This is a genomic window from Vannielia sp. SX4, from assembly GCF_052828525.1.
Window position 1 is genome coordinate 2,993,337 of the sequence record NZ_CM128247.1, and the last position, 23,777, is coordinate 3,017,113.

Annotated in this window: 26 protein-coding genes; 5 read left to right on the plus strand and 21 right to left on the minus strand. The window is 67.7% G+C overall.

Annotated features, from left to right (window positions below; all coding sequences use genetic code 11):
* Positions 1 to 22 precede the first annotated feature (22 nt).
* Positions 23 to 316: a hypothetical protein gene (locus ACUXVX_RS14810; protein ID WP_222493843.1), complete on the plus strand. Its 294-nt coding sequence runs from the start codon at positions 23 to 25 to the stop codon at positions 314 to 316.
* A gap of 160 nt (positions 317 to 476) precedes the next feature.
* On the plus strand, positions 477 to 773 hold the full coding sequence (locus ACUXVX_RS14815) for a hypothetical protein (protein WP_446308893.1): 297 nt from the start codon (positions 477 to 479) through the stop codon (positions 771 to 773).
* Between the two features lie 21 nt (positions 774 to 794).
* On the opposite strand, the gene recN is transcribed toward ACUXVX_RS14815, so the two are convergent.
* The 16 genes from recN to ftsW form a co-directional block, all read right to left on the minus strand.
* Positions 795 to 2,438, minus strand: a complete 1,644-nt coding sequence (gene recN, locus ACUXVX_RS14820; RefSeq protein WP_446308894.1) for a DNA repair protein RecN — start codon at positions 2,436 to 2,438, stop codon at positions 795 to 797.
* A gap of 51 nt (positions 2,439 to 2,489) precedes the next feature.
* Positions 2,490 to 3,332: an outer membrane protein assembly factor BamD gene (locus ACUXVX_RS14825; RefSeq protein ID WP_222468832.1), complete on the minus strand. Its 843-nt coding sequence runs from the start codon at positions 3,330 to 3,332 to the stop codon at positions 2,490 to 2,492.
* A gap of 151 nt (positions 3,333 to 3,483) precedes the next feature.
* Positions 3,484 to 4,404, minus strand: a complete 921-nt coding sequence (gene lpxC, locus ACUXVX_RS14830; RefSeq protein ID WP_222493849.1) for a UDP-3-O-acyl-N-acetylglucosamine deacetylase — start codon at positions 4,402 to 4,404, stop codon at positions 3,484 to 3,486.
* A 255-nt stretch (positions 4,405 to 4,659) separates the two neighbouring features.
* Positions 4,660 to 6,369: a cell division protein FtsZ gene (gene ftsZ / locus ACUXVX_RS14835; RefSeq protein ID WP_446308895.1), complete on the minus strand. Its 1,710-nt coding sequence runs from the start codon at positions 6,367 to 6,369 to the stop codon at positions 4,660 to 4,662.
* 202 nt (positions 6,370 to 6,571) lie between these two features.
* Positions 6,572 to 7,906, minus strand: coding sequence for a cell division protein FtsA (gene ftsA / locus ACUXVX_RS14840; RefSeq protein WP_222468829.1), 1,335 nt, complete (start codon positions 7,904 to 7,906; stop codon positions 6,572 to 6,574).
* Entirely contained in the window at positions 7,906 to 8,805 is a 900-nt protein-coding gene (locus ACUXVX_RS14845; RefSeq protein WP_446308896.1) for a cell division protein FtsQ/DivIB, read from the minus strand. The genes ftsA and ACUXVX_RS14845 overlap by 1 nt, the downstream gene beginning before the upstream one ends.
* Positions 8,793 to 9,707: a D-alanine--D-alanine ligase gene (locus tag ACUXVX_RS14850; protein ID WP_446308897.1), complete on the minus strand. Its 915-nt coding sequence runs from the start codon at positions 9,705 to 9,707 to the stop codon at positions 8,793 to 8,795. Before ACUXVX_RS14850 ends, ACUXVX_RS14845 begins: the two co-directional genes overlap by 13 nt.
* A 93-nt stretch (positions 9,708 to 9,800) precedes the next feature.
* The gene (murB, locus tag ACUXVX_RS14855; RefSeq protein WP_446308898.1) at positions 9,801 to 10,739 is read right to left on the minus strand and encodes a UDP-N-acetylmuramate dehydrogenase; all 939 of its coding nucleotides are present in this window, start codon (positions 10,737 to 10,739) and stop codon (positions 9,801 to 9,803) included.
* A 275-nt stretch (positions 10,740 to 11,014) separates the two neighbouring features.
* Positions 11,015 to 11,284, minus strand: a complete 270-nt coding sequence (locus tag ACUXVX_RS14860; protein WP_446308899.1) for a hypothetical protein — start codon at positions 11,282 to 11,284, stop codon at positions 11,015 to 11,017.
* 64 nt (positions 11,285 to 11,348) lie between these two features.
* On the minus strand, positions 11,349 to 11,618 hold the full coding sequence (locus ACUXVX_RS14865; RefSeq protein WP_222493861.1) for a DUF2484 family protein: 270 nt from the start codon (positions 11,616 to 11,618) through the stop codon (positions 11,349 to 11,351).
* The gene (locus ACUXVX_RS14870) at positions 11,615 to 11,860 is read right to left on the minus strand and encodes a DUF2484 family protein (protein ID WP_222468822.1); all 246 of its coding nucleotides are present in this window, start codon (positions 11,858 to 11,860) and stop codon (positions 11,615 to 11,617) included. Before ACUXVX_RS14870 ends, ACUXVX_RS14865 begins: the two co-directional genes overlap by 4 nt.
* The gene (locus ACUXVX_RS14875) at positions 11,857 to 13,053 is read right to left on the minus strand and encodes an APC family permease (protein ID WP_446308900.1); all 1,197 of its coding nucleotides are present in this window, start codon (positions 13,051 to 13,053) and stop codon (positions 11,857 to 11,859) included. The genes ACUXVX_RS14870 and ACUXVX_RS14875 overlap by 4 nt, the downstream gene beginning before the upstream one ends.
* Positions 13,046 to 13,303, minus strand: coding sequence for a hypothetical protein (locus tag ACUXVX_RS14880; protein WP_222468820.1), 258 nt, complete (start codon positions 13,301 to 13,303; stop codon positions 13,046 to 13,048). Before ACUXVX_RS14880 ends, ACUXVX_RS14875 begins: the two co-directional genes overlap by 8 nt.
* Before the next feature lie 15 nt (positions 13,304 to 13,318).
* A complete protein-coding gene (gene murC / locus ACUXVX_RS14885; protein WP_446311549.1) occupies positions 13,319 to 14,716 on the minus strand; it encodes a UDP-N-acetylmuramate--L-alanine ligase in 1,398 nt (465 codons plus the stop codon).
* A gap of 36 nt (positions 14,717 to 14,752) precedes the next feature.
* Positions 14,753 to 15,883, minus strand: a complete 1,131-nt coding sequence (locus tag ACUXVX_RS14890; protein WP_446308901.1) for a UDP-N-acetylglucosamine--N-acetylmuramyl-(pentapeptide) pyrophosphoryl-undecaprenol N-acetylglucosamine transferase — start codon at positions 15,881 to 15,883, stop codon at positions 14,753 to 14,755.
* A 76-nt stretch (positions 15,884 to 15,959) separates the two neighbouring features.
* Positions 15,960 to 17,126, minus strand: coding sequence for a putative lipid II flippase FtsW (ftsW, locus tag ACUXVX_RS14895; protein ID WP_222468818.1), 1,167 nt, complete (start codon positions 17,124 to 17,126; stop codon positions 15,960 to 15,962).
* Positions 17,127 to 17,458: 332 nt separating this feature from the next.
* Here ftsW and ACUXVX_RS14900 point away from each other — a divergent pair, with 332 nt between their 5' ends.
* The 3 genes from ACUXVX_RS14900 (at position 17,459) to ACUXVX_RS14910 (ending at position 20,283) form a co-directional block, all read left to right on the plus strand.
* Positions 17,459 to 18,250: an SDR family NAD(P)-dependent oxidoreductase gene (locus ACUXVX_RS14900; RefSeq protein ID WP_446308902.1), complete on the plus strand. Its 792-nt coding sequence runs from the start codon at positions 17,459 to 17,461 to the stop codon at positions 18,248 to 18,250.
* A 136-nt stretch (positions 18,251 to 18,386) separates the two neighbouring features.
* Positions 18,387 to 18,977 (plus strand): DUF6151 family protein, encoded by a 591-nt coding sequence (locus tag ACUXVX_RS14905; protein ID WP_446308903.1) that lies wholly within the window; start codon positions 18,387 to 18,389, stop codon positions 18,975 to 18,977.
* The gene (locus ACUXVX_RS14910) at positions 18,970 to 20,283 is read left to right on the plus strand and encodes a cytochrome-c peroxidase (RefSeq protein ID WP_446308904.1); all 1,314 of its coding nucleotides are present in this window, start codon (positions 18,970 to 18,972) and stop codon (positions 20,281 to 20,283) included. Before ACUXVX_RS14905 ends, ACUXVX_RS14910 begins: the two co-directional genes overlap by 8 nt.
* A 23-nt stretch (positions 20,284 to 20,306) precedes the next feature.
* Here the strand turns inward: ACUXVX_RS14910 and ACUXVX_RS14915 are convergent, their stop codons facing one another.
* The 5 genes from ACUXVX_RS14915 to paaB all read right to left on the minus strand — a co-directional run bounded on the left by ACUXVX_RS14915 (position 20,307) and on the right by paaB (position 23,766).
* Entirely contained in the window at positions 20,307 to 20,975 is a 669-nt protein-coding gene (locus tag ACUXVX_RS14915) for a ceramidase domain-containing protein (protein ID WP_446308905.1), read from the minus strand.
* A 203-nt stretch (positions 20,976 to 21,178) separates the two neighbouring features.
* A complete protein-coding gene (locus tag ACUXVX_RS14920; protein ID WP_446308906.1) occupies positions 21,179 to 22,237 on the minus strand; it encodes a 2Fe-2S iron-sulfur cluster-binding protein in 1,059 nt (352 codons plus the stop codon).
* 13 nt (positions 22,238 to 22,250) lie between these two features.
* Positions 22,251 to 22,718 carry a 1,2-phenylacetyl-CoA epoxidase subunit PaaD gene (paaD, locus tag ACUXVX_RS14925; RefSeq protein ID WP_446308907.1) on the minus strand — a complete coding sequence of 156 codons (468 nt, stop codon included), beginning with the start codon at positions 22,716 to 22,718 and terminating at the stop codon, positions 22,251 to 22,253.
* A 2-nt stretch (positions 22,719 to 22,720) separates the two neighbouring features.
* Positions 22,721 to 23,482: a 1,2-phenylacetyl-CoA epoxidase subunit PaaC gene (gene paaC / locus ACUXVX_RS14930; protein WP_446308908.1), complete on the minus strand. Its 762-nt coding sequence runs from the start codon at positions 23,480 to 23,482 to the stop codon at positions 22,721 to 22,723.
* Positions 23,482 to 23,766: a 1,2-phenylacetyl-CoA epoxidase subunit PaaB gene (paaB, locus tag ACUXVX_RS14935; protein WP_074255158.1), complete on the minus strand. Its 285-nt coding sequence runs from the start codon at positions 23,764 to 23,766 to the stop codon at positions 23,482 to 23,484. Before paaB ends, paaC begins: the two co-directional genes overlap by 1 nt.
* Positions 23,767 to 23,777 lie beyond the last annotated feature (11 nt).

A 23,777-nucleotide genomic window follows, 5' to 3' on the forward strand; every position in this document is an offset into this window, starting at 1 on the left:
CGATCAGCGTCAGGAGCCTCCCGTGAAGCGTCTTATCCATCCGACCGTTGCCCTTGCCCTCGCCCTCTCCCTCGGCGGCACCGCTGCCTCCGCCAATGTGAAGATCTCCTGCAAGCGCGGCCCGCTGCCGAAGGTCGCCATCATCAACGGCCCGGCTCCGGTGTTCATCGACAGCATCGAAAAGACCTATGCCGTGACCCCCGAGCAGGCCCGTGCCGCCGCCGAATACGTCTGCGCCGACATGGATGCCGTGGGCGACGCCGAAAAGCTGCGCAGCCGCACCCGCGCCGCTCTGGCCAACTACCGCCGCCGTTAAGACCTGCGGCGCCACGACGTGGCGTCACTAGCCGGGGCGGCGTGGCACCGTCCCGGTTCAGACAAACTTTTGGCAGAATTTCAGGCTAATTTTAGCCAATCGGAGCCGCTGCTGGCTCCGGTTGTCTCGCTGTGATCCAACGTAAAGCCTGGAGCCTGCCATGAACCGTCTTGTCCTTCCCGCTGCCGCCCTTGCCCTCGCGTTCGGCGCCGCTTCGGCCTCTGCCGAGAGCGGTTCGATCATGATTTCCTGCAAACGCGGCCCCCTGCCCACCGTCTCTCTCATCAATGGCGCCAACTGGCAGTTCATCGAGAGCATCGAGCAGAACTACCGGATCAGCCCGATCGACGCGAAGGCTGCTGCCGATTACGTCTGCGCCGACATGAGCGCGGTCGGGGATGCCGCCAAGCTGCGTGAACGCACCAAGCGCGTGCTGGCCAACTACCGCCGCCGCTGAACGCATTGAAGGGTCGGGCGCTCAGCCCGTCAGCAGCGCCCGTGCCGCCGCGCGGGCCTCATCGGTCACCTGTTCGCCCGCCAGCATCCGCGCCAGCTCGTCCACCCGCGCGGGCGCATCGAGCGGGGTGACGGTCGAGAGCGTCTGCCCTTTCGCCACCCGTTTCTCCACCCGCCAGTGATGCGCGGCCATCGCCGCCACCTGCGGGCTGTGGGTGACGACGAGCACCTGCCCCGAAGCCGCCAGACCGGCCAGCCGCCGACCCACGGCATCGGCGGTGGCCCCGCCCACGCCCCGGTCGATCTCGTCGAAGATCATCGTCAGCCCGGTGGTGTGCCGCGTCAGGCAGACCTTCAGCGCCAGCAGAAAACGGCTGAGTTCGCCGCCCGAGGCGATCTTGTTCAGCGGGCCTGCGGGCGCACCGGGGTTGGTGGCCACGGTGAAGGTTACCGCATCCACGCCGTCCGGTCCCGGATCACCGGCGGTGATCTCGGTCGAGAATACCGCGCGTTCCATCTTCAGCGGCGCCAGTTCCGCGCCCATCGCCTTGTCGAGCTTCGCCGCCGCCTTGCGCCGGGTCTCGGTGAGCCTGCTTGCGGCCGCCTCATAGGCCGCCTCGGCATCGCGCGCGGCTTTCTCCAGCTTGGCAATGCCGCCCTCGCCCGCGTCCAGCGTCTCCAGCTTGGCGGTCAGCTCGGCGGCCAGCGTGGCGAGGTCGTCGGGCGCCACCCCATGCTTGCGGGCCAGCCCGCGCAGGGCAAAGAGCCGCTCCTCGGTGGCCTCCAGCTCATGCGGGTCGTGGCTGAGCGCATCCAGCGCCGCGCCCACGCCCTGCTCGGCCTCGCCCAAGGCATCCAATGCGCGGGAGAGCGCCTCCAGCGGGGCATCAAGCTGGCCTTCCGCTGCCTCCGCCGCGCCATCGAGCCAGCGCGTGGCATCGCCCAGCATCCCCTCGGCCCCCTCCGGGCCAAGCGCCTGATGGGCGCGCTGGACATCCTTGCGAATCCGCGCCGCCGCCTGCATCAGCCGGCGCTTCGCGTCCAGCTCTGCCTCCTCGCCGGGCTGCGGGCCGAGCTTGCCCAGCTCGCCCGCCGCATGGCGCAGAAATTCCTCTTCTTCCGCCAGCGCCTTTTGGGCCGCGCGCGCCTCTTCCAGCGCCTTCGCGGCCTCCCGCCGTGCCCGCCATGCGGCCCGCACCGGGGCCGGATCGACCCCGGCAAACTCATCGAGCAGGGCCATGTGGCCACGCGGGTTCAGCAGGCCCTTGTCGTCCTGCTGGCCATGCAACTCCACCAGAACATCCGACAGTGCCCGCAGTACCTCGCCCGAGACCCGCCGGTCGTTGACCCATGCGGTCTTGCGCCCGTCGACCGTATTCACCCGCCGCAGGATCAGCTCATCCTCGGCCGGGATTCCCGCCTCCTCCAGCACCGCCCGCGCCGGATGGGCCGCATCGAGCGAAAACTCGGCCACCACCTCGCCCTGCTCCGCCCCCGCCCGCACCAGCTCGGCGCGGCCACGCCAGCCAAGCACGAATCCGAGCGCGTCGAGCAAAATGGATTTGCCCGCCCCGGTCTCGCCGGTCAGCACGTTGAGGCCGGGCGCGAAGCTCAGCTCCAGCCGGTCGATGATGAGAATGTCGCGTATGTCGAGCCCGCGCAGCATGGGCCTCACCCTATCGGATAGCTCTGGGGTGGGTGCAACCCACCACGCAGATTACAACCACTCGCCCTTGATCGTCTGGCGATAGATCTGGCGCAGCCAGCTGTCGCCCTTGGCCTGGGCCTGAAGGTTGCGGCGGGCCAGCAGGGTGTAGGTATCGTCGTACCACTCCGTCGCGCGGTAGTTATACGCCAGAATCGCCCCCGCCGTCTGCGCCTCGGCGGTCAGGCCGAGCGAGAGGTAGGCCTCCACCAGACGGTGCAGCGCCTCGGGTGTTTGCGTGGTGGTCTGGAATTCCTCCACGATCACGCGGAACCGGTTGATCGCGGCAATGTAGTGGCCCCGCCGCAGGTAGTAGCGGCCGATCTCCATTTCCTTCGCCGCAAGGTGGTCGAAGGCAAGGTCGAACTTCAGGATCGCCGAAGAGGCATATTCGCTGTCCGGGTACTTCTCGATCACCTCGCGCAGCGCCTGAAGCGCCTGGAAGGTGAGGCCCTGATCGCGGCCGACCTCGTCGATCTGGTCGTAGTAGCTCAGCGCCAGCAGATATTGTGCGTAGGCCGCATCTTCCTCAGCCGGGTAAAAGTCGATGTAGCGCTGCGCTGTGGCACGGCTGTTCTCGTAATCGCGGTCGCGGTGATAGGCGAAGGCCTGCATGATCAGCGCGCGCTTGGCCCAGACGGAATAGGGATAAAGCCGCTCGACCTCGGCAAAGAGCTCGGCCGCGTCGTCCGGCTTGCCGGTCTCCAGCGTGGCCTCACCCTGATTGTAGATCTGTTCCGGAGTCAGGTCTTCCAGCGACTGCTCCGGCTTGGCCTGGAAAAAGCCGCAGCCCGAGAGCGTCAGCGATAGCGCCACGATCCCTGCCAGCCCCGCTCGCCCCGTCTCAGCCGCCATTCGCCTCTAATCCCGTGTCTTTATTGCCCGCGCGGCAGAAGGGCCGCGGAGATTATGAGGGGTGTAGCACAAGATTTTCCGGGGCAAAATGGCTTTGCTGCACATAGGGTGTTCAAATCGCCCGAAGAGTCCGCTCTGCAACGCTGCCGGATCAGGCAACGAGGCGCAGATCACGCGATTTCAGGCCCGTTCCGGGCAGGCGGCGCACCATTTCTGCGTCGCAGGTCACAACTTCGTAGGCCTCCGGGTCGGCGAAGAGCGCCCGCAGCAGCGCGTTGGTCATTGCATGGCCGGCACGCTCGCCGGTGTAATGGCCAAGGATCGGGTGGCCTGCGAGGGCCAGGTCGCCGAGCGCGTCGAGCATCTTGTGGCGCACCGGCTCATCGTCGTGGCGCAAGCCGCCGGGCGAAAGCACCCGGTCGCCCTCCACCACCACCGCGTTGAGGTAGGTGCCGCCAAGGGCCTTGCCCTCGGAGCGCATCGCTTCCACGTCGGCGGCGCGGCAGAAGGTGCGGCTGTCGCAGAGTTCGCGCACAAAGGCGCCGTTGGCCATGTTCATCACTTTGTCCTGCGCGCCGATGGCGGCATCTTCAAAGTCGATGCTGAAATCGATGATCAGGCTTTCGGAGGGCTCCAGCCGGGCCACGGCCTCGCCGCGCTTCACCTCGACGGGCTTGAGCACGCGGATCGCCCGCACCGGGGCGTCGAGCTCGCGCAGGCCCGCGCGCAGAATGGCGGAGACGAAAGGCGCCGCCGAGCCATCGAGGATCGGAACCTCGGGGCCGGACACTTCAACAAGAGCATTGTGCACACCGCAGCCCGCGAGGGCCGCCATCACATGCTCCACCGTCGAGAGGCTCACGCCGTCATCGTTGGTCAGCAGGGTGCAGAGCGGGCTTTCCACCACGGCATCCCAGCGGGCGGGCAAAAAGGCATCGCCCTCCACCGCATCGGTGCGGCGAAACCAGATGCCCTGATCGGCCATCGCCGGTTTCAGGGTAATCCGCGCCGGACGGCCCGAATGCAGGCCAACGCCCGAAAGCGTTACTGATTTGTTGAGCGTCGTTTGCACCAATTGCCTCTTCGGACTTCGCCGTCTGTTCAGGTCACGTTTTTGCGTCCGAGCCCACCTCGCCCGGTTCCCATCGGAGATAGGGGGGTGAGGCGTTAGCTACAATTCAATCTTTGCAACGGTCTGTAACATCCCCCGCCCGGGCAGCGGCGGGGCCTTGCCGGGCACATAAAGGAGGCGGTGCATCCCCCTGCCCTGCAACGAAAAAAGGGCCGGTTGCCCGGCCCTTTCTCTATTGGGATATCGTGACCCGGATCAGTTGGCCTGACGCCGCAGGAAGGCCGGGATCTCGATGCGTTCCTGCTCCGGATCGACCTCTTCCTCGTGGTCCATCTGGGGCTGCTGGTAGGCCGAACGCTGCGGCTGGGCCGCGGCAGAGCGCACCGGCGGCTCGCGGTGAGCGGGCTGCTGGGGCTGGCCTTCGGCACCGTGGCCGGCCATCCGGGTGATCAGCGAACCGATGCCGAAGCGGGCCTTGTGATCGGCGCTTGCGGCGGCACCGGGCTGCTGCTCGGGCTGGGCCTGCGGCTGCGGCGCGGGAGCAGCGGCGCGGGGCTGTTCGGCCGCGGCGCCGGTGTGGGCGCCGGGCACCTTGCGCACCGCCTGATGCAGGCGAGCCAGGGCTTCTGCCGAGGGGGTGCCGGGCGCCGGGCGCGCCGCCGGAGCGGGCTCGGGCTGCTCGACCGCCTCAAGCGGCTGGGCCTCTGCGGCCGGGCGGTAGGCCGGGGGCGGCAGGTCGTCGCCCGCCACTTCAGCCTCGTCACGGGCGGAAGAGCGGAAGGCGGGGAAGAGCGAGGGCTCTTCAGCCTCGGCCTGCGGCGCGGGAGCGGCGGGCTGGGGCTGCGGCTCCGCCGGACGGGCGCCGGTGATCGACACCTGCGGCGCAGCGGCCACTTCCTGCATCGGCGCGGGGGCCGGGGCAGCCTCGGGCTCGGCCGACTGCTGCGGCAGCGGCGCGGCCATCGAGCGGCGCGGCACCGGGATTTCGCGCTCTTCGTCCATCACGTCGATGCCGGTGGCCACGACGGAGACGCGCATGAAGCCCTCGAGGCCGGTATCCAGCGTGGAGCCGACGATGATGTTGGCGTCGCTGTCCACCTTCTCGCGGATCTCGTTGGCGGCCTCGTCGAGTTCGAAGAGGGTCAGGTCATGCCCGCCGGTGATGTTGATCAGCACGCCCTTGGCGCCGTTCAGGCTGATCTCGTCGAGCAGCGGGTTGGCGATGGCCTTCTGGGCGGCAACCTTGGCGCGATCTTCGCCCTCGGCTTCGCCGGTGCCCATCATCGCCTTGCCCATCTCGTCCATCACCGCGCGCACGTCGGCGAAGTCGAGGTTGATCAGGCCCGGGCGGACCATCAGGTCGGTCACGCCCTTCACACCCTGGTAGAGCACGTCATCAGCGAGCGCGAAGGCTTCGGTGAAGGTGGTCTTCTCGTTGGCGAGGCGGAAGAGGTTCTGGTTCGGGATGATGATCAGCGTGTCCACGACCTTCTGCAGGGCTTCAACGCCCTCCTCGGCCTGGCGCATCCGCTTACCACCCTCGAACTGGAAGGGCTTGGTCACCACGCCCACGGTCAGCACGCCCAGCTCACGGGCGGCCTGTGCGATGATCGGCGCGGCGCCGGTGCCGGTGCCGCCGCCCATGCCAGCGGTGATGAAGCACATATGCGCGCCGGCGAGGTGGTCGATGATCTCTTCGATGGTCTCTTCGGCAGCAGCGGCGCCCACGGTGGGCCGTGCGCCTGCGCCGAGACCCTCGGTCACCTTCACACCCATCTGGATGCGGTTGGCGGCGGCCGACTGCTGCAGCGCCTGCGCGTCGGTGTTCGCCACCACGAACTCAACACCCTCGAGCTGCTTCTCGATCATGTTATTCACGGCGTTGCCCCCGGCCCCGCCAACACCGAATACGGTGATCCGCGGCTTGAGGTCCAATTCGGTCGGCATGGTGAGGTTCAAAGTCATCTGTGTTCCGCCTGTCGTTTGTTCGTTTATGTCCCCGGGGCTGCCACCTTCAGCGCCCCACCGCCAAAAATGACTCGAAATTTAAGGCACATTATCGTCTTGGCCCCTATGCGTCATCCGAAAAACGCAAAAAGGCCACAATTTATAGTGGTTTTCTTCAGCCGTTTCGGCGGGATTTTGCGTATCCCACATCATATTGGGCTCACCAGTTGTCGCGGAACCATTTCATGGCTCGTTTGAAGGATCGGGCCGGGTAGGTATCGGCCGGAATATCGAAATCCCACCATTCGTCCTGCGGGCTCGCGGAATAGAGGCACAGCCCCACCGCGGTCGAAAACGCCGGGCCGGTCGCGGCCTGTGGCAGGCCCTGTACCCGGAGCGGGCGGCCAAGGCGCACCTGCTGGCCGAGAATGCGGCTTGCCAGCTCGTCAAGGCCGAGGATCTGGCTGCCACCGCCGGTGAGTACGATCTTCTGGCTCGGCAGATGGTCGAACCCCGCCGCATCGAGGCGCACCCGCACCTCCTCCAGAATTTCCTCCACCCGGGGCCGCATGATGCCGATCAGCTCGCTGCGCGACACCCGGCGCTGGTCATGCTCCCAATCGCCCGTCTCCCCGCCCAGCGGGATCATCTCGCGGTCATCCATGCCGGTCGCCACCACACCGCCGTGGCGGGTCTTGATCCACTCGGCCTTCTGCGGGCTGACCTGCAGGCCCTGGCTGATGTCGCGGGTGATGTGATCGCCGCCCAGCCGCACGCTATCGGCGTAAATCATGTGTTTCTTGATGAAAACCGAGAGCGTCGTCGCCCCGCCGCCCATGTCGATACAGGCCGAGCCAAGCTCTTGCTCGTCTTCCACCAGCGCCGAAAGGCCGCTGACGTAGGCTGAGGAGGCCAGCCCCGCCAGCTCCAGATCGCACCGCTTGATGCAGTAGAGCAGGTTCTGCACAACGCTGGTTTCAATCGTCAGCAGATGCATGTCGGCGGCCAGCCGGTTGCCGATCTGCCCGCGCGGGTCGATCAGGCCGGAGCGATGGTCGATGGCAAAGTTCACCGGATGGGCATGCAGCGCCTGCCGCCCCTGCCCGAAATCGGGCACCACGCAGGAGGCCAGCACGCGGGCCACATCGGCCTCGCTCACCGTGCTGTCGGCCAGCTCAATCGCGCCGTCGAGGCCATAGCTGCGGGGCCGCGCGCCTGCAAAGGCGGCAATCACATGGTCCACCCGAACGCCCGCCATCTTCTGCGCCGCCTGCACGGCGGTGCGGATGGCGCGCTCGGTTTCCTGCATCGTGTCAATTTCGCCGAACGACACGCCGCGTGAGCGGGTGGTGGCTGCGCCGATCACCCGGAAGCTGGATTGCCCGGCAAGGCTGCCCACCCCGTCGGCTTCCCGAAAGCGCCCCGGCCCGTCGAAGCGGAGCACGAGGCAGGCGATCTTCGAGGTGCCCACGTCGAGAATGGCAATCACGCCACGGTCCATCGCCTGCTTGCGCATCCGGCGCATGGCCCGCTGGTTTTCATAGAGATCGGTCATCAGCCGTTCGAGCCTCCGATTTCGAGCGATTTGATCCGGCGGAACTCTTCCACCGCGCCTGGGGCCATCCGAAGCGTCGGACGGCCGGGAATACGCATGTCGATGACCGCTAGATCGCGGCCCAGCATGTCTTCTGCCTCGTCGAGGGCGATCACCCGCTCCAGCGCGGCGGCGGGGGCCGCCTCGGGCAGCTGGATCACCTGATCGCGGTCGAGCACCAGATCCCAGCGGCGCTCGCCCCGGCGCACGAGGCCCCGCAGACGGCCCGCCAGCGGGGTGGCGGCAGCATAGATGGCGCGCGCCTCGGCCACGGCAGTGGGCGTGTCGGAGCCCCGGCCCACCACCAGCGGCAGGTCGGGCCGCAGCCCGCGCGAGATCAACGGCGCCACCGGGTGGCCGGTGTCATCCAGCAGCAGCAGCGTGCCGTCGCGCTTGCGCCAGACCAGCACCGGAATACGCTCTTCGATCTCAACCAGCAGCACGCCGCCGGGGCGGATGCGCACATGGGCACCGGCCACGGCATCGAGCTGCTCGATCGCCTCGCGGGTGGCATCGAGGTCCATATCGAAGCTGGAGAGCGGGAACTCGTAAGGCACCAGCGCCCGGATATCGCCCGAAAGCTCCTCCGACGCGCCCTCAACGGCCAGCATCTTCACCATGAACTCGGGCCGCTCTTCTACCGAGCGCCGCGCCTCGGCGATGGCATCGGTGATCTGGCTGCGGCGCCCCTCGTCCGAAAAATACCAAGTGACCGCCAGCGCCACGGCGGCGCAGGGCAGGCCCACGCGGAACAGGCGGCGGTAGAACGGCGTCAGCCACATCCGCTCCAGCCGATAGGCCACGCGGGAGGGCGCCGGGTCGCGGCGCGGCGCATCGGCGGGAGCCTTCACCTTCCGCATGACGCATCCTCCACGATCCAGCGGCAAAAGGCGCCAAAGCTGTAGCCCGCGTGCTCGGCATGTTCGGGCGAGAGCGAGGTGGGGGTCATCCCCGGCTGGGTGTTGGTCTCCAGCAGCACGATGCCCTCGGCACCCTTGCTGTCATCCCAGCGAAAATCGGTGCGGCTGATGCCCTTGCACCCCAGCGCCTGATGGGCGCGCAGGGCAAAATCCCGGCAGGTCTCGGTGATCTCTTCAGGCACCTCCGCCGGGCAGATGTGGCGCGAGCCGCCTGCGGCGTATTTTGCCTCGTAGTCGTACCAGCCATCGGTCAGGATCTCGGTCACGCCAAGCGCCGCCTCGCCCATCACCGTGCAGGTCAGCTCCCGGCCCGGCGCGAAGGCCTCGACCATCAGCACCTGCGCGGCATCCTCGGCCAGCTTCGGCGGGGAGTTCGCATCCTTGTTCACGATGTAGATGCCCACCGAGGAGCCCTCGTTATAGGGCTTCACCACATAGGGCGGCGGCATCACATGGGCCGCCTCGATCTCGTCGCGCCCGGCCAGCAGGCTCTCCGCCACCGGCAGCCCGTGGGCGCGGTAGAGCGCCTTGGTCCGCTCCTTGTCGATGGCGGTCGATGAGGCCAGCACGCCGGAATGGGTGTAGGGAATACGCAGCCACTCCAGCAGGCCCTGGATGCAGCCATCCTCGCCCCAGCGGCCATGCAGCGCGTTGAAAACCACATCGGGGGCCAGCGCCTTCAGCCGCTCCACCACGTCATCACCCGCGTCCAGCTCCGCCACGTGAAAGCCCTCGGTGCGCAGCGCCTTCGCGCATTCACGCCCGGTGGAGAGCGAAACCTCACGCTCTGCCGAAGGGCCGCCCATGAGGACGACAACATTCTGGACTGTCCTGCTCGACATGTCCGCCTCTGTCACCGGGCGACGGTTCTCGCGCGTTGGTTTCGCGCGTCTCGCCCTTGTTTTCGTTGATGCTTGAGCCGCTTCGTTGAGCGCTCAGCCGCCTGCCTTTTCAGGGGCCGGTTCGCCGACCCTCATGATCTCCCACTGTAGCGTTACGCCGCTGGTTTCGTAAACCTTTTTTCGTATGCGTTCGCCCAGATTTTCGAGGTCGGCGGCGCTGGCATTCTCGGCGTTGGTGAGGAAGTTGGAGTGCTTCTCGCTCATCACCGCCCCGCCTTCGCGCGCGCCGCGCATGCCCGCATCGTCGATCAGCTTCCACGCCTTCAGTTCATGGGTGTCATCCGCCTTGCCGGTGGAGGAAAATCCCGCCGGATTGCGAAAGGTGCTGCCCGCCGTCCGGTCCTTGGTCGGCTGGGAGGCGTCGCGCCTGGCCAGTTGCTCCTCCATCAGCGTCTCCAGCGTGGCCGGGTCGCGCTCGGAGCCCTCGAAGGTGGCGGAGACGATCACCGCCCCCTCCGGCAGGTGGGACTGGCGGTACTGAAGGTTCAGATCCTGCGGCGAGAGCGTGGCAAGCGTGCCGTCGCGCAACACCACCGTCACCTCCTGCAGGTGGTCGGCCACGTAAGAGCCATAGCAGCCCGCATTCATCCGCACCGCCCCGCCGATGGCCCCGGGGATGGTGCGCAGAAAGGTCAGGTCCACCCCCGCCTGCGCCGCCTTGCGAGCCACATGCGCATCCAGCGCCGCCGCCCCCGCCGTCACCCGGCGCCCCTCGATCTCGATCCCATTGAAGCCCCGCCCGAGGCGGATCACCACGGCGCGGATGCCCCCATCGCGCACGATCAGGTTGGAGCCAACGCCCATAGGGAACACCGGGATCGCCGGGTCCAGCGCCTTCAGAAAGCCCTGCAAATCCTCCAGATCGGCGGGCTGAAACAACCAATCCGCCGGCCCGCCGACGCGCAGCCATGTGAGGTCATTCAGGGGGCGGTTCGGCGTCAGCGTGCCACGCACTTCGGGAAGCTCAGTCATGGGAGGCGTTATTGCCGGGCGGGGTGGCAGACGCAAGCCGTGCAGCGCCGCGCCGTGCAGCGCCGACCCGCGGGGTGGCGCATGCAACGGCTGTGCATGGCACTTTATCGTGCCGTGTCAGCTCGACCTTCCCGGGAAGCCCCAACCTCACCCAAGCTCCGCCGTCTCGCCTCCGGCGAGCCCATTAATAAAGGCGCACCTTTGGTGCGACGGGCGGGTCGGCGCTGCACGGCGCCTTCGGCTTGATTCCGTGCAAGCCCTTCGCGTCAAGGTGTCTATCCCCGCACCCGCCACCAAGCCAAAGCCACGCCAACGACAGCCCCCACCACCCCCGGCAGCAGCACCCACAGCAGCAAGAACGCATGGCCCACGTTGTCCCAGCCCACCGGGCCGCGTCCGAGCCAGAGCTTCAGCCCAATGCAGATCGCCACCAGACCGCCGAGGTAAATCGCGCCGCCCAAGGGCGACATCCAGCGCAGCCAGAAGCCGAGCAGGCCGAAGATCAGGGCCGAGCCGGCGGCCACGGCGTGGAGTTCATGAAACATGGGCGCCATCCTTGCCGCCCCGCGCCCGCGAGGCAAGCCTGCCCGACGGGCTCAACCGCCCGGCTCAGCCGTCAGCGGCACCATCCTTGCCGCGCCGCGCACCCCTCAGCCAGCGCCACGAGTAGACCACCGGCCAGCGCAGCACCGAGGCGCCCGCAGCCATGCAGATCAGCCCGATCAGCGGCCCGTTCTGGTAAGTCACCCAGCCGAGCAGCGGGATGCCTACGGCGATGAGCACATAGGCCCGGGTCCAGTGGTTGTCTTTCGAGGGGATCATCGCGGCGAGGTTCGCTGTGAGCGCCCAGGCGAAGAAACAGATCAGCGATGGCGTCATGCGCGGGCCTTCCCGGTGAGTTTACGGATGAGGTGCCCCAGCGGGCGCCGGAAGAACGAGAGGAACACGGCCAGCGCCAGCACGCCCGGCAGCGGCCCGAATTCGGCAAAGAACAGGCCGATCAGCACCACCGCGCCAACGATCAGCGCCAGCCCCGGCACCAGTTGGTAGCGCATTGGCAAAAAGGCCGTCGCCGTTGCGGCGAAGATCCACAGAAGGGCGGCGATCAGAAGCAGGCTCATGGCGCGATCCTTTCGGCCAGCGAGAGGCCAAGCGCGGCCAGCGCGGCGACAAGCCCCACCACCGGCACGACCATCGGCACCCGAAAGGGCGCCTGCGGCGAGTGTAGCTTGAGAGCGATCAGCGATGTGTTAACGGCGGCAAAGACCGCCAGCAGCACCATCGAGGCGATCTCGGCGAGTTGCGCCACCGGCAGGGCAAGGGCCGCGCCGATCAGCGCCGCGCCGCAGGTGAGCGAGGCCAGCACCGGCGTGCCGAAGCGCGGGTGCGCATGGGTGAAGGGGGCAAAGGCGCGGGCGCGGCGGCCAAGGCCAAAGAGCACGCGGGCCGCCATCACCAGCTGCGCCAACACGCCGTTCAAGGCCGCGAGCACCGCGATGGCAGCCAGAAAGCCTGCGCCCTGCCCTGTCGCCCGCTCCCAAACCAGCGCCAGCGGGCGCTCGGAGGCGGCAAGATCGGCGGCGGGCACGGCGCGCAGCGCGGCGAAGCTCACGAGCGCATAGAGCACGGCGGTGATCAGCAGCGAGGCGATGATCGCGAGCGGCATGGTCCGCTCCGGCTCGCGCGCCTCCTCGGCCATGTTCACCACGTCTTCGAAACCGATGAAGGCAAAGAAGGCCAGCGCCGTGGCCGCCAGCACCGCCATCGCACCGGGGGCGGCCTCGGGCACGGCTACCGCAACCGGCTCGGCCATCAGGCCCGCACCGGAGACCAGCACCAGCCCGATCACCTCGACCACAGTGAAAAGCGCGGCCAGCGCGAGGCTTTCCAGCACCCCGGCGATGGCCACCAACGTCAGCGCCGCGCCAATGGCGACAATCGCCCAAACCGGCGTGACCGAAACCAGCGCCGTCAGGTAGCCCACCCCGCCGCGCAGCACCGCTGCGCCCGAGACAGTGCCAGCCAATACGATCGCCAGCCCGATGGCGACCGGCAGCACCGTGGTCCCAAAGGCCTGCGCCACATAGGCCGCCTCGCCCGCCGCTTCGGGGATGCGGGCCGAAAGCTCGGCATAGGTCAGTGCCGAAGGGGCCGCCACCAGCCCGGCCAGCAAAAACGCCAGCGGCGCATAACTGCCCGCCAGCCCGGCCACCGCGCCGATCAGCACGTAAATGCCCGCGCCCACCATCACGCCAACGCCATAGGCGGTCATCAGGCCCGGCCCGATCCGGCGTTTGAGGCCAGCCTCAGTCATGGCGCACGCCCATCCGGCGCAGCACCAGCCCCGCGACGACGCCAAGCGCCAGCGGCACCAGTGCCACCGCACCGGCCTGGGCGCTCTGTTCGATCAGGCCCGAGGCCCAGCGTGGCTCGATGCTGAAGACGGCCCAGAGCAGCGCGCTCACCAGCATCAGCACCACCAGCACCGTCAACGCCCAGAGCGGGCGGGCGACGATGAGGGCGGCGCCCATGCCAAGGGCCGCGAATGTCACGAAAACAGGCATCGGCCTCTCCCGGCCTCAGCCCTTCAACCGCTCCGGCAGGTTGTTGGCCCATGTGCTGATCGTACCGGCGCCAAGGCAGACCACCATATCGCCCTCGCCCGCCTGCTCGCGCACGAGCCGCACGAGGTCATCCTCGCTCAGGATCGCACGGGCATGGCGATGGCCGTGGGCGATGAGCCCGGCAACCAGATCATCGCGGCTCGCACCGGGGATCGGGTCTTCACCGGCGGCATAAACCTCGGCAATGGCCACCACATCGGCCTCGTTGAAACAGGCGCAGAAGTCGTCGAACAGGTTGGAGAGGCGCGAGTACCGGTGCGGCTGATGCACCGCAATCACCCGGCCTTCGGTGGCCTGACGGGCGGCTTTCAGCACCGCGGCAATCTCGACCGGGTGGTGGCCGTAATCGTCGATCACGGTCACGCCGTTCACCTCGCCCACGCGGGTAAAGCGGCGGTTCACCCCGCCAAAGCCCGCCAGCGCCGCCTTGATCTCTTCGGCCTTCATGCCGAGATGGCGCGCCACGGCCACGGCGGACAAAGCATTGGAAACGTTATGATCGCCCGGCATCGGCAGGGTGCAACCCTCGATCACCATGTCCTCGGTCTGCAGCCGCACGTCAAAATGCGCCACGCCGGCCTTGTAGGTCAGGTTCACCGCGCGCACGTCGGCCTGCGCATTGAAGCCATAGGTCACCACCCGGCGGTCGGTGACGCGGCCCACCAGCGCCTGCACATCGGCATCATCGGTGCAGCAGACGGCGAGGCCGTAGAACGGGATGTTGGAGACGAAATCGAGGAATCCCTGATGAAGCGCCTCCTCGGTGCCCCAGTGCTCCATGTGCTCGGGGTCGATGTTGGTGACGATGGCAATGGTCGCGGGCAAGCGGTTGAAGGTGCCGTCGCTCTCGTCGGCCTCCACCACCATCCACTCGCCCTGCCCCATCCGGGCATTCGAGCCATAGGCATGGATGATCCCGCCGTTGATCACCGTCGGGTCGATCCCGCCCTTCTCCAGCAGCTCCGCCACCAGCGTGGTGGTGGTGGTCTTGCCGTGGGTGCCGGCGACGGCGATGTTGGATTTGAGCCGCATCAGCTCGGCCAGCATCTCGGCGCGGCGCACCACCGGCAGGCCTTTGGCGCGGGCGGCGTCCAGCTCGGGGTTGCCCGGCTTGATCGCGCTGGAGATCACGATGACCTCGGCGCTCTCGAGGTTCTCGGCCGCCTGCCCCTCGAACACCTTCGCACCCAGCCGCTCCAGCCGCTCGGTGATCTTGCTCTTCTTCAGGTCGGAGCCCTGCACCTGATAGCCGAAGTTCAGCAGCACCTCGGCAATGCCCGACATGCCGATGCCGCCGATACCGACGAAGTGGATCGCCCCAAGCTGGGTCGGGAGTTTGGTTACACCCTGCATGATATTGCTTCCGTCCATGTCACTGCCTCACTCTACTCACTGCTCGCCGAAGTTTTCTCCGGTCGATTTCGCCGCCATCTCGTTGCCCGTCAGCCCCTCGACCAGCTCCACCAGACGCTGCGTGGCATCCGGTTTGCCGGTGGCCAGTGCCGCATGCGCCATCTGCGTCGCGCCCTCGGGGAAGTCGAGAATTGTCTGGATTTGCTCTGCGAGGCTTTCGGGGTCAAGCCGTTTCTCGGGCACGAGGATGGCTGCTCCCGCGTCAACCAGCCCGCGGGCATTGGCCGTCTGCTCATCACGGATCGCCGCCGCCAGCGGCACGAGGATCGAGGGGCGCCCGATCACCGAGAGGTCGGCCACGGTGGAGGCGCCCGCGCGGGTGATCACCAGCTGCGCCTCGGCCATCCGCTCGGGCACGTCGGCGAAAAAGGGCTGCACCGTCGCATCAATGCCCGCCTGCTCGTAAAAGCTGACGACCCGCGCCTCATCCTCGGGCCGCGCCTGATGCGACACGCGGATGTGCTGCCGGTACTGCTCGGGCAACGCGGCAATCGCGGCAGGAACCACATCGGAGAGGATCCGCGCGCCCTGGCTGCCGCCCATCACCAGCAGCGACAGCGGGTAATCGCCCGGCGGAATGTAGGGCGCACCGGCGCGGGCGAGGATCGCAGCGCGCACCGGGTTGCCGATGTCATGGCCCTGCACGCCCTCGGGCAGCTCGGTCGGCCATGTGCCGCAGGCAATCGCATGGACGCGCTTGGCAAACATCTCGTTCACCCGGCCCAGCACGCCGTTCTGCTCATGGATCGCGCGCGGGCGCTTCAGGATCGTCGCCGCCGCCAGCGCCGGGATCGAGGGGTAGCCGCCAAAGCCCACCACCACGGCGGGCTTGTCGCGCAGCATCCGGATCACCGAAGAGATCGTGCCGCCCGCAATACGGAAGGGCACCGCCAGCTTGGCCAGCGCCCCGCCCCGCGCAAAGGTGGCCGAAGAGCGCACCTCGATCTCCACTGCCTCGGGGAAGGCGCCGGTATAGCGCGCGCCCCGCGCATCGGTCGAAAGCTTCACCCGCCAGCCGCGCGACAGCATCGCCTCGGCCAGCGCCTGCGCCGGAAACATATGCCCGCCGGTGCCACCGGCTGCGATGATGAGAAGAGGCTGCGTCATGTTTCTGCTCCGGCGTTCAGAGGGGTGCGGCCGGGGGATTGGATATTTTCAGCAAGAAAATGAAGCAGGTCGCGCGTCACGGATGCCTCCGCAGCAGAATGTCGCCGATCTGCCCCTGCGGGCGCGTGCGGGTGAAGGCCAGCAGCATCCCCACAAGGATACCGCCCGCGATCATCGACGAGCCGCCGTAAGAAACGAAAGGCAGCGTCATGCCTTTGGCGGGCAGCAGCCGCACGGCCACCCCCATGTTGATCATCGCCTGCACGCCGAAGATGCAGGCCAGCCCGGTGCCCGCCAGCCGGATGAATGGGTCACGCTCGCGCATCAGCCGCAGCAGCGAACGCACCACGATGGTGGCGTAGAGCAAGATGATGGCGAGCACGAGCACCAGCCCGTATTCCTCCGCCGCCACCGCGATGATGAAATCGGTATGCGCATCGGGGAGCGACCATTTCACCTGCCCCTCGCCCACACCCACGCCAAAGAACCCGCCCTCGCGGATCGCATTGGTGGCGTAGCCAAGCTGGGTGCGCGGGTCGAGATCAGGGTTCAGGAAGCCGTCGATCCGGCGGGCAAAGTGTTCGGAGCCCTCATAGGCCGTCAGGCCGCCCACCACCACGAGCCCGGCCACCACGACGAGAATGGTGATCGGCGCACCGGCGACGAAGTACATCACCGCCCATGCAAAGAGGATCAGGCAGGCCTGGCCAAAGTCGGGCTGGAGCGCGAGCAGCATCACGATGACGACCGCGAGAATGAAGGAGAAAGACTTGCCCGGAGGCCCCGCCACCTGCTGCGAGGCGGCCATCAGCCATGCCGCGAGCACCACGAAGCCGGGCTTCAGGAATTCCGAGGGCTGCACCGAGGCGAACCCGAGCGAGAACCACCGGGTCGCGCCCTTGCCGAAGTCGGTGCCGAAGACCGGCAGCAGCAGGAGCGCCACGAAGGAAACGAAGAAGCCCAGCACCGCAAGGCGGCGCACGAGACTCGGGTTCATCATAGAGAAGGCGAACATCACCACCAGCGAGAGGCCACCAAAGAAGGCCTGCCGCTGCACGTAATAGAACGGGTCCAGCCCGTTGCGGGCAGCCAGCGGCGGCGAGGCCGCAAGACCCAGCAGCAGCCCCACGCCGAAGAGCAGCAGAATGCAGGACATCGACCACTTGTCGATCGTCCGCCACCATCGGGGAAGCACCGGCTCGCCCGTGCGGACGGGGGCCGTGCCAAAAACCATCTCTGTCATCAGACTGCCTGATCTGCCTCGTAACGCCCGGTTTTCCGGGTCTGAGACCACCGTAACGCAAGGTGATTCGCATGGGAAGGGATTTTCGAATCACTTTTGGGATGGGGGGACGAACCGGCCGGTCCCACGCACCATGCAGGACGGGCGCTGGGCCTTCGTCATGCCGCACCCCAACCCTCTGCAGTGAATGGCCAGCGACGAGCGTCGGCTATGCGGACTGAGCTACGTCCACTTCACACCCGTTTCAGCGAGACTTGCCCACGGGCTGAGGACTTGTTTTGGTAGGATCAGCCACGTTCCATATTACTCCGGCATGAAAGGACCTCTGGCAAATGGGTGAACAGGAAAAACCACTTGCGCTGGTAACCGGCAGTTCCGCCGGGATCGGACTGGAGCTTGCGCGCCTTTTTGTTGCCGATGGTTTCGACGCAATCGTATGCGGCTCAAGCCCGACGGTGCACAGCATCGCAGAGCAGTTGAGCACCGACGGGTCGGTTGTGGCGGTGCAATCTGACCTCACGACTGCCGAAGGCGCCGAGGAAGTTATCGGCGCCGTGGATGGAAGACCTCTTGATGCACTGGTCCTGAATGCTGGCATTGCAATTGGAGGGGCCTTTCTCGACGTTCCTCTTGATCGGCACCTTCAGCTTGTTGAAATCAACATCAACTCGACACTCCGTCTGTGTCACGGCCTGCTCCCGGCCATGATCGCGCAGGGTCGCGGCAAACTGCTGTTGGTCAGTTCGCTGTCGGCAACCACTCCAACTCCATATGAGAGCATCTATGGACCGTCTAAGTCGTTCATGACCTCGTTCGGGCATGGCTTGAGAGAAGAGTTGCGTGGCACCGGAGTTGACGTCACGATCCTCCATCCGGGCGCCACGGCAACCGACTTTCATATTCGCGCCGGAATGGGGAGCACGCGCTTTGGCGACAACTCTTGGAAGAACGACCCCGCCGAGGTCGCACGACAAGGATACGAGGCCCTGAAATCCGGTGTCACGAGCCTTGTCGGCGGTGACGAAGAAACCCAGGCCGCGGGCCGGGAGCTTCGGGCAATGACAGACGAAGACAAAGCACGGCGCCAAGCTGTAATGTCACGGCCGGATAGGTCCAGCAGCTAGAACTAAGGGGGCAAAGCGGCCACCGCGCTTCGAGCACTCAGGGCTTTCCCTGTCCCAGCTACCGCAACGGGCCGGAGCCTCACCCCTTCCCCCTCCGCCCCACCTGCCCTAACCTCCGCCCCGGAGGAGACCACCCATGCCCGACCCCATCACGCTCACCTGCGATTGCGGCAAGGTGCAGCTTGCCATCATCGCCCGCCCCGCGCCGCCGCAGGGCAACCGGGTGATCTGCCACTGCAACTCCTGCCGCGCCTTCGCCCGCGTGCTGGGGCGCGACGACATTCTCGGCCCCGCAGACGGCACCGACATCATCCAGTTTCGCTGCGACCGGCTCTCGATCACCCAAGGCAAGGAGCACATCGCTGCCCTCCGCCTCAGCCCCAATGGCCTCGCCCGCTGGTACACCGCCTGCTGCAACACGCCGCTGGGCAACACCGGCCCCGGCCCGCGCTACCCTTTCTTCGGGGCGATCACCCACGGCATCGCGAACCCGGACGCCCTCGGCCCGGTAAAAGCGCGGGTGAACGTGCCCAAGGAGCGCCCCCTGCCCGAGGGGTTGCCGCCCACCTCCGGCTCCACCTTCGGCGTCTTCCTGTCCATTGGGCGCATCATGTTCGGCGGCTGGTTGAAGGGCGCTCACAAGCGCCACCCGCTCTTTCCTGGCGGTGCGCCGCTGGTCGAGCCCCGTGTGATCTCGCTCGAAGAGAAGGCCAAGGCCTATGCGTAGCCTCGCGCTCGCCCTGTTGCTCGCCGCGCCCGCCTCTGCGCAGGAGTTCCCCGCGCCCCTGACCGATGCCGATTTCATCGCCGTCGACGAGGCCGAGGCCGCGCTCGGCCAGCTTCTGTTCTACGACCCGATCCTCTCCGGCAACCGCAACATCGCCTGCGCCACCTGCCACCACCCGCGCTTCGCCACGTCCGATGGCCTCTCCCTCGGCATGGGAGAGGGCGGCGCGGGCCTTGGCCCTGACCGCGTGGCGGACCCGGCGAATTACCCCGACGAGTTCATCCCCCGCAACGCCCCCGCCCTCTTCAACCTCGGCGCGCACCAGTTCACCGTGCTCTTCCACGATGGCCGGATCGAGGTGGACCCCACCCGCAAATCCGGCTTCCGCACCCCGATGGGCGAAGACATGGAGGTCGGCTTTTCCGGCATCCTCTCGGCGCAAACCATGTTCCCCGTGCTCTCCGCCGACGAGATGGCAGGCCATGTCCGCGAGAATGACATCTCCAAGGCCACCCGCTCGGGCCGGATCACCGGGCCGGGCGGCGCGTGGGATATCATCGCCCGCAGGGTCGAGGGCGCGGGCGACTACCAGCGGCGGTTCGAGGCGGTCTACCCCGAGGTCGCCGCAGGCCGCCCGCTGCATTTCACCGATATCTCCAACGCCATCGCCGCCTTCATGGCCTTCGAATGGCGGGCCGATGCCGCGCCCTTCGACGCCTTCCTGCGTGGCGACGAGGCCGCGCTTTCGGCAGAGGCGCTTGCGGGCGCAAAGCTTTTCTACGGCACGGCAGGCTGCTCCGGCTGCCACGCCGGCGCCCTGCAAACCGACCACGGCTTTCACGCCATGGGCGTGCCGCAGATCGGCCCCGGCAAGCGCCTCGCCTTCGAGACCCACCACCGCGACGTGGGCCGCATGGGGGTGACCGGCCACGCCGAGGATGCCTACGCCTTCCGCACGCCCTCCCTGCGCAACGTCACCGCCACCGCGCCCTATGGCCACTCCGGCGCCTATGCCGATCTGGAGGCCTTCCTGCGCGCCCACGCCGCCCCCCGCGCCGCGCTCGCCGCCTATGATGGCACCCCCGCCCGCCTCGCCGCTCTGGAGCATGACGCGATGGGTCCCCTCTCCGACGCCGCCGACCGCGCCGCGCTGGAGGCCGCCATCTCGGTGGAGGACCGGCCCCTGAGCGATGCCGATGTGGCGCTGCTCCTGGCCTTCCTCGCCAGCCTCACCGACCAGCCCGCCATCGACGGTCGCCTCGGCGTGCCCGATGCCGTGCCCAGCGGGTTGCCGGTCGACAAGTAGGGCGGGCCATCTGCCCGCCGCCCCTACCCGCGCCGCAGCGCCGCCCCCTGCCCGGCCAGCACCCGGATCACCAGCGCCAGCGTGACCGCGTTCAGCAGGTGCCAGAGCCAATGGGTGCCGAGGGGGATCGTGTCACAGAACGGCAGGTCAAGCGTCCGCGCCGTGAGCGAGAGGGTAAACACCAGCGCCGCCGCCGCCATCGTCCGCGCAAGCGCGCTGCCCTGCACCGTGAGCAGCACCGCAAAGCCCCAGAGCGACAGGAAAGCAGGCGCATAGCCCACCGCGCCCCGCAGCGCGGGCGGCGCAACCTGCGCAAACCCCCATGTGGCGAGGATCAGCAGCGCCAGCACCACGGGCACCAGCAGCGCCGTCCGGGGCCAGTGCGCCCCGGTGAACCGATGCACCCCTGCCCCGAGCGCCACCAGCGAGAACAGCTGGATCGGCGCCACATCGGCCAGCGCCGCCCAGCGCGTGGCGAAGGTGTGAAAGGCAAAGGAGCCCAGCCCGATGGCGGCGAGCAGCAGGCAGAGCACCAGCACCGCCCCCCGCGCCTGCCCGATCCGCCGTGCGTGGAGAAAGGCGACCAGTGCCGCCAGCAGAAAGGCCGCGTTGGTCACGGCATTGATCGGCTCCGCCCAGAACGCCGGGGAGAGCCGCTCGCAATAGCCATCGATTTGGGCGGTCCAATTCATGGGCGCAAGGTAGCGGTGCGACGCCGGGCGGCAAGCGGTGCCACGCAGGGCAAGGTCAGCGCCCGCACCGCACGGGGCGCGGTGCAGCAAGTGGCGCATGCGAGGTCGCCCGCAACCGCACGGTTCAGTGCTACGTCAACGAAGCGCCCGCCCCGTGGGGGGGCGGTGCGGGCGCTGGCCTCATGCCGCACCCTCACCCGCCCCTACTCGTCGTAGCTCACCACCACCCGTTGCGATATCACATGGCTCTGGCAACTGAGCACATAGCCCTTCGCCACCTCGTCATCCTCCAGCGCGTAGTTCGCCGCCATCTCCACCTCGCCCTCCAGCACCCGGCAGCGGCAGGTGGAGCACACCCCCGCGCGGCAGGAGAACGGCACCTCCATCGAGGCGGCCAGCCCGGCCTCCAGCACCGTCTGCCCCGGCTCCACCGTCAGTGTCCGCGTCACGCCATCCAGCGTCACCTTCGCCTCCGCGCCCGTGGCTCCCTCGGCCATCGCCGCTGCCACCCGCTGCGGCAACCGCCCGGGCTGGTCGGATTTGAACAGCTCGAACCTGATCTGATCCTCCGAAAGCCCCGCTGCCCTCAGCGCCTCCGAGATCGCCAGCATCATCGGCTCCGGCCCGCAGATGAAGGCCACATCAACCCCTTCCGGCTCGATCAACCCGGCAAACAGCGCCGCCACCTTCTCGCCATCCACCCGGCCCGAAAACAGCGGCACCTCCTGCCCGTCATGCTCCAGCACATGGATCACCCGGAACCGGCCCATGTGGCGGTTCTTCAGGTCTTCCAGCTCTTCGCGAAACATCACCGTCGCAGCCGCCCGGTTTGCATAGACTAGCGTGAAGCGGCTCTGCGGTTCGGCGGCCAGCGTGGTGCGGATGAGCGACAGCACCGGCGTGATCCCCGAGCCGCCCGCGAAGGCGAGGTAATGCTTCGGCGCGTCCCCCAGCGGCACAAAGAACCGCCCCGAGGGCGGCATCGCCTCCAGCCGCATCCCCGGCTTGAGGTTGTCATTCGCCCAAGATGAAAACGCGCCCCCCTCGACCCGCTTGATCCCCACCTGCAACCCCTCGCCCACGCCGCAGCAGATCGAGTAGCTGCGCCGTATCTCGGTGCCGTCGATCTCCTGCCGGAAGGTCAGATATTGCCCTTGGGTGAAGGCAAAGGCCTCCGGGTCGTCGGGCTGAAGCGTCACCACCACGGCCTCGCGGGTGGTGGGGCGCACGTCGGTCACGGTGAGGGGGAGAAACTGGGCCATGTCGCGCGCCCTTTCAGATGCACTTGAAGTAGTCGAAGGGTTCGAGGCAGTCGCCGCAGCACCATTGCGCCTTGCAGGGCGTCGAGCCGAACTGGCTGATCTTGTGGAGGTTTCCGCTCGCACAGCGCGGGCAGCGCTCCGGCCCGCCCGCCGGCTGCGGCGGCGCGATGCCATAGGCCTCCAGCTTCGCCCGGCCCTCGGCACTGAGCCAATCGGTCGTCCAGGGCGGGGCCAACTGGCGGCGCAATTCCAGCTGCGCCACCCCCGCCGCCCGCAAGGCCGCCTCGATATCCATGTTGATGACGGCGGTGGCCGGGCAGCCCGAATAGGTCGGCGTGACGGTCACAACCAGCGTATCGCCCTCGTAGCCCACGCCCCGGATCACCCCGAGATCGACCAGCGAAATCACGGGAATCTCCGGGTCCGGCACGCCGCCCAGCACCTCCCAGACCTCCGCCTCGGACAGCCGCACCTCGGCCATGCTCACCACTCCGCCCCCGGATAGGCCCGCTGCAGCCACTGCATCTGGGTCAGCAAATGCCCCAGCGCCTCCGAATGCCGCTTGCCGTCCTTCCCACCGCGATGGGCAAACTCGCTCTCGGGAATGGTCAATGTTGCCTCCCCCAGCACGCCGCGCAGCGTCGCCTCCCAGCCCGGCCGCAACTCCTCCACCGAGGGCGCAATCCCGGCCTCCGCCAGCGCCACATCCACCGGATCGGCCACCAGCGCCTCGCCCGCCCAGGGCCAGAGCCAGTCCAGCGCCGCCTGCATCCGCCCGTGGCTCTCCTCGGTGCCATCGCCCAGCGCGATCACCTGCGCCGAGGACCGCTCGAGGTGATAGTCCACCTCCCGCACCGCCTTCTGCGCGATCTCCGACACCCGCGGCTCACGCGACCCACAAAGCGCCCGCAGCATTTCCACATGCCAAGCGTCGAACAGGAACTGCCGCATCACAGTGCGCCCGAAATCCCCGTTCGGCTGCTCCACCAGCAGCAGGCAGCGGAATTCCCAGGCATCGCGCAGAAACGCCAGCTCATCGGCGCTGCGCCCGTCAGCCTCCCCCGCCAGCCCCAGCCACAGCTGCGCCTGCCCGATCAGATCGAGCGCGATATTGGCCAGCGCGATATCCTCCTCCAGCACCGGCGCATGCCCGCACCACTCAGATACCCGGTGCCCGAGGATCAGCGCATTGTCCCCCATCCGCAGCGCCAGCGCGCCGACCGGGTCTATCCCGCCATCCAGCATCACATCGCCCCCACGTCATCGGGGATGTCGAAGAAGCTTGGATGCCGATACACCTTGCTCTGCGACGGCTCGTAGAACGGCCCCTTGTCATCGGGGTTCGACGCGGTGATCTGCACCGACGGCACCACCCAGATCGAAACCCCCTCGTTGCGCCGCGTATACACATCCCGCGCTGACAGCAGCGCATGCTCCGCATCCGCCGCATGGAGCGAGCCCACATGCCGGTGGCTCATCCCGTGGCTGCCCCGGATGAACACTTCCCACAACGGCCATTCCCTGCTCATCGCACTCTCCT

What these genes read in the sequence shown, in the direction of transcription:
- ACUXVX_RS14890 (WP_446308901.1), bottom strand. Translation starts at nt 15,883, where the DNA reads ATGACGCAGCCTCTTCTCATCATCGCAGCCGGTGGCACCGGCGGGCAT.
- ACUXVX_RS14910 (WP_446308904.1), top strand. Translation starts at nt 18,970, where the DNA reads ATGCGTAGCCTCGCGCTCGCCCTGTTGCTCGCCGCGCCCGCCTCTGCG.
- ACUXVX_RS14860 (WP_446308899.1), bottom strand. Translation starts at nt 11,284, where the DNA reads ATGTTTCATGAACTCCACGCCGTGGCCGCCGGCTCGGCCCTGATCTTC.
- ACUXVX_RS14905 (WP_446308903.1), top strand. Translation starts at nt 18,387, where the DNA reads ATGCCCGACCCCATCACGCTCACCTGCGATTGCGGCAAGGTGCAGCTT.
- murB (WP_446308898.1), bottom strand. Translation starts at nt 10,739, where the DNA reads ATGACTGAGCTTCCCGAAGTGCGTGGCACGCTGACGCCGAACCGCCCC.
- ftsW (WP_222468818.1), bottom strand. Translation starts at nt 17,126, where the DNA reads ATGACAGAGATGGTTTTTGGCACGGCCCCCGTCCGCACGGGCGAGCCG.
- ACUXVX_RS14815 (WP_446308893.1), top strand. Translation starts at nt 477, where the DNA reads ATGAACCGTCTTGTCCTTCCCGCTGCCGCCCTTGCCCTCGCGTTCGGC.
- ACUXVX_RS14825 (WP_222468832.1), bottom strand. Translation starts at nt 3,332, where the DNA reads ATGGCGGCTGAGACGGGGCGAGCGGGGCTGGCAGGGATCGTGGCGCTA.
- paaC (WP_446308908.1), bottom strand. Translation starts at nt 23,482, where the DNA reads ATGCTGGATGGCGGGATAGACCCGGTCGGCGCGCTGGCGCTGCGGATG.
- ACUXVX_RS14920 (WP_446308906.1), bottom strand. Translation starts at nt 22,237, where the DNA reads ATGGCCCAGTTTCTCCCCCTCACCGTGACCGACGTGCGCCCCACCACC.
- ACUXVX_RS14915 (WP_446308905.1), bottom strand. Translation starts at nt 20,975, where the DNA reads ATGAATTGGACCGCCCAAATCGATGGCTATTGCGAGCGGCTCTCCCCG.
- ACUXVX_RS14900 (WP_446308902.1), top strand. Translation starts at nt 17,459, where the DNA reads ATGGGTGAACAGGAAAAACCACTTGCGCTGGTAACCGGCAGTTCCGCC.
- ftsA (WP_222468829.1), bottom strand. Translation starts at nt 7,906, where the DNA reads ATGACCGATCTCTATGAAAACCAGCGGGCCATGCGCCGGATGCGCAAG.
- ACUXVX_RS14880 (WP_222468820.1), bottom strand. Translation starts at nt 13,303, where the DNA reads ATGCCTGTTTTCGTGACATTCGCGGCCCTTGGCATGGGCGCCGCCCTC.
- paaB (WP_074255158.1), bottom strand. Translation starts at nt 23,766, where the DNA reads ATGAGCAGGGAATGGCCGTTGTGGGAAGTGTTCATCCGGGGCAGCCAC.
- ACUXVX_RS14870 (WP_222468822.1), bottom strand. Translation starts at nt 11,860, where the DNA reads ATGAGCCTGCTTCTGATCGCCGCCCTTCTGTGGATCTTCGCCGCAACG.
- murC (WP_446311549.1), bottom strand. Translation starts at nt 14,716, where the DNA reads ATGCAGGGTGTAACCAAACTCCCGACCCAGCTTGGGGCGATCCACTTC.
- ftsZ (WP_446308895.1), bottom strand. Translation starts at nt 6,369, where the DNA reads ATGACTTTGAACCTCACCATGCCGACCGAATTGGACCTCAAGCCGCGG.
- recN (WP_446308894.1), bottom strand. Translation starts at nt 2,438, where the DNA reads ATGCTGCGCGGGCTCGACATACGCGACATTCTCATCATCGACCGGCTG.
- ACUXVX_RS14845 (WP_446308896.1), bottom strand. Translation starts at nt 8,805, where the DNA reads ATGCGGAAGGTGAAGGCTCCCGCCGATGCGCCGCGCCGCGACCCGGCG.
- paaD (WP_446308907.1), bottom strand. Translation starts at nt 22,718, where the DNA reads ATGGCCGAGGTGCGGCTGTCCGAGGCGGAGGTCTGGGAGGTGCTGGGC.
- ACUXVX_RS14865 (WP_222493861.1), bottom strand. Translation starts at nt 11,618, where the DNA reads ATGACGCCATCGCTGATCTGTTTCTTCGCCTGGGCGCTCACAGCGAAC.
- ACUXVX_RS14875 (WP_446308900.1), bottom strand. Translation starts at nt 13,053, where the DNA reads ATGACTGAGGCTGGCCTCAAACGCCGGATCGGGCCGGGCCTGATGACC.
- ACUXVX_RS14850 (WP_446308897.1), bottom strand. Translation starts at nt 9,707, where the DNA reads ATGTCGAGCAGGACAGTCCAGAATGTTGTCGTCCTCATGGGCGGCCCT.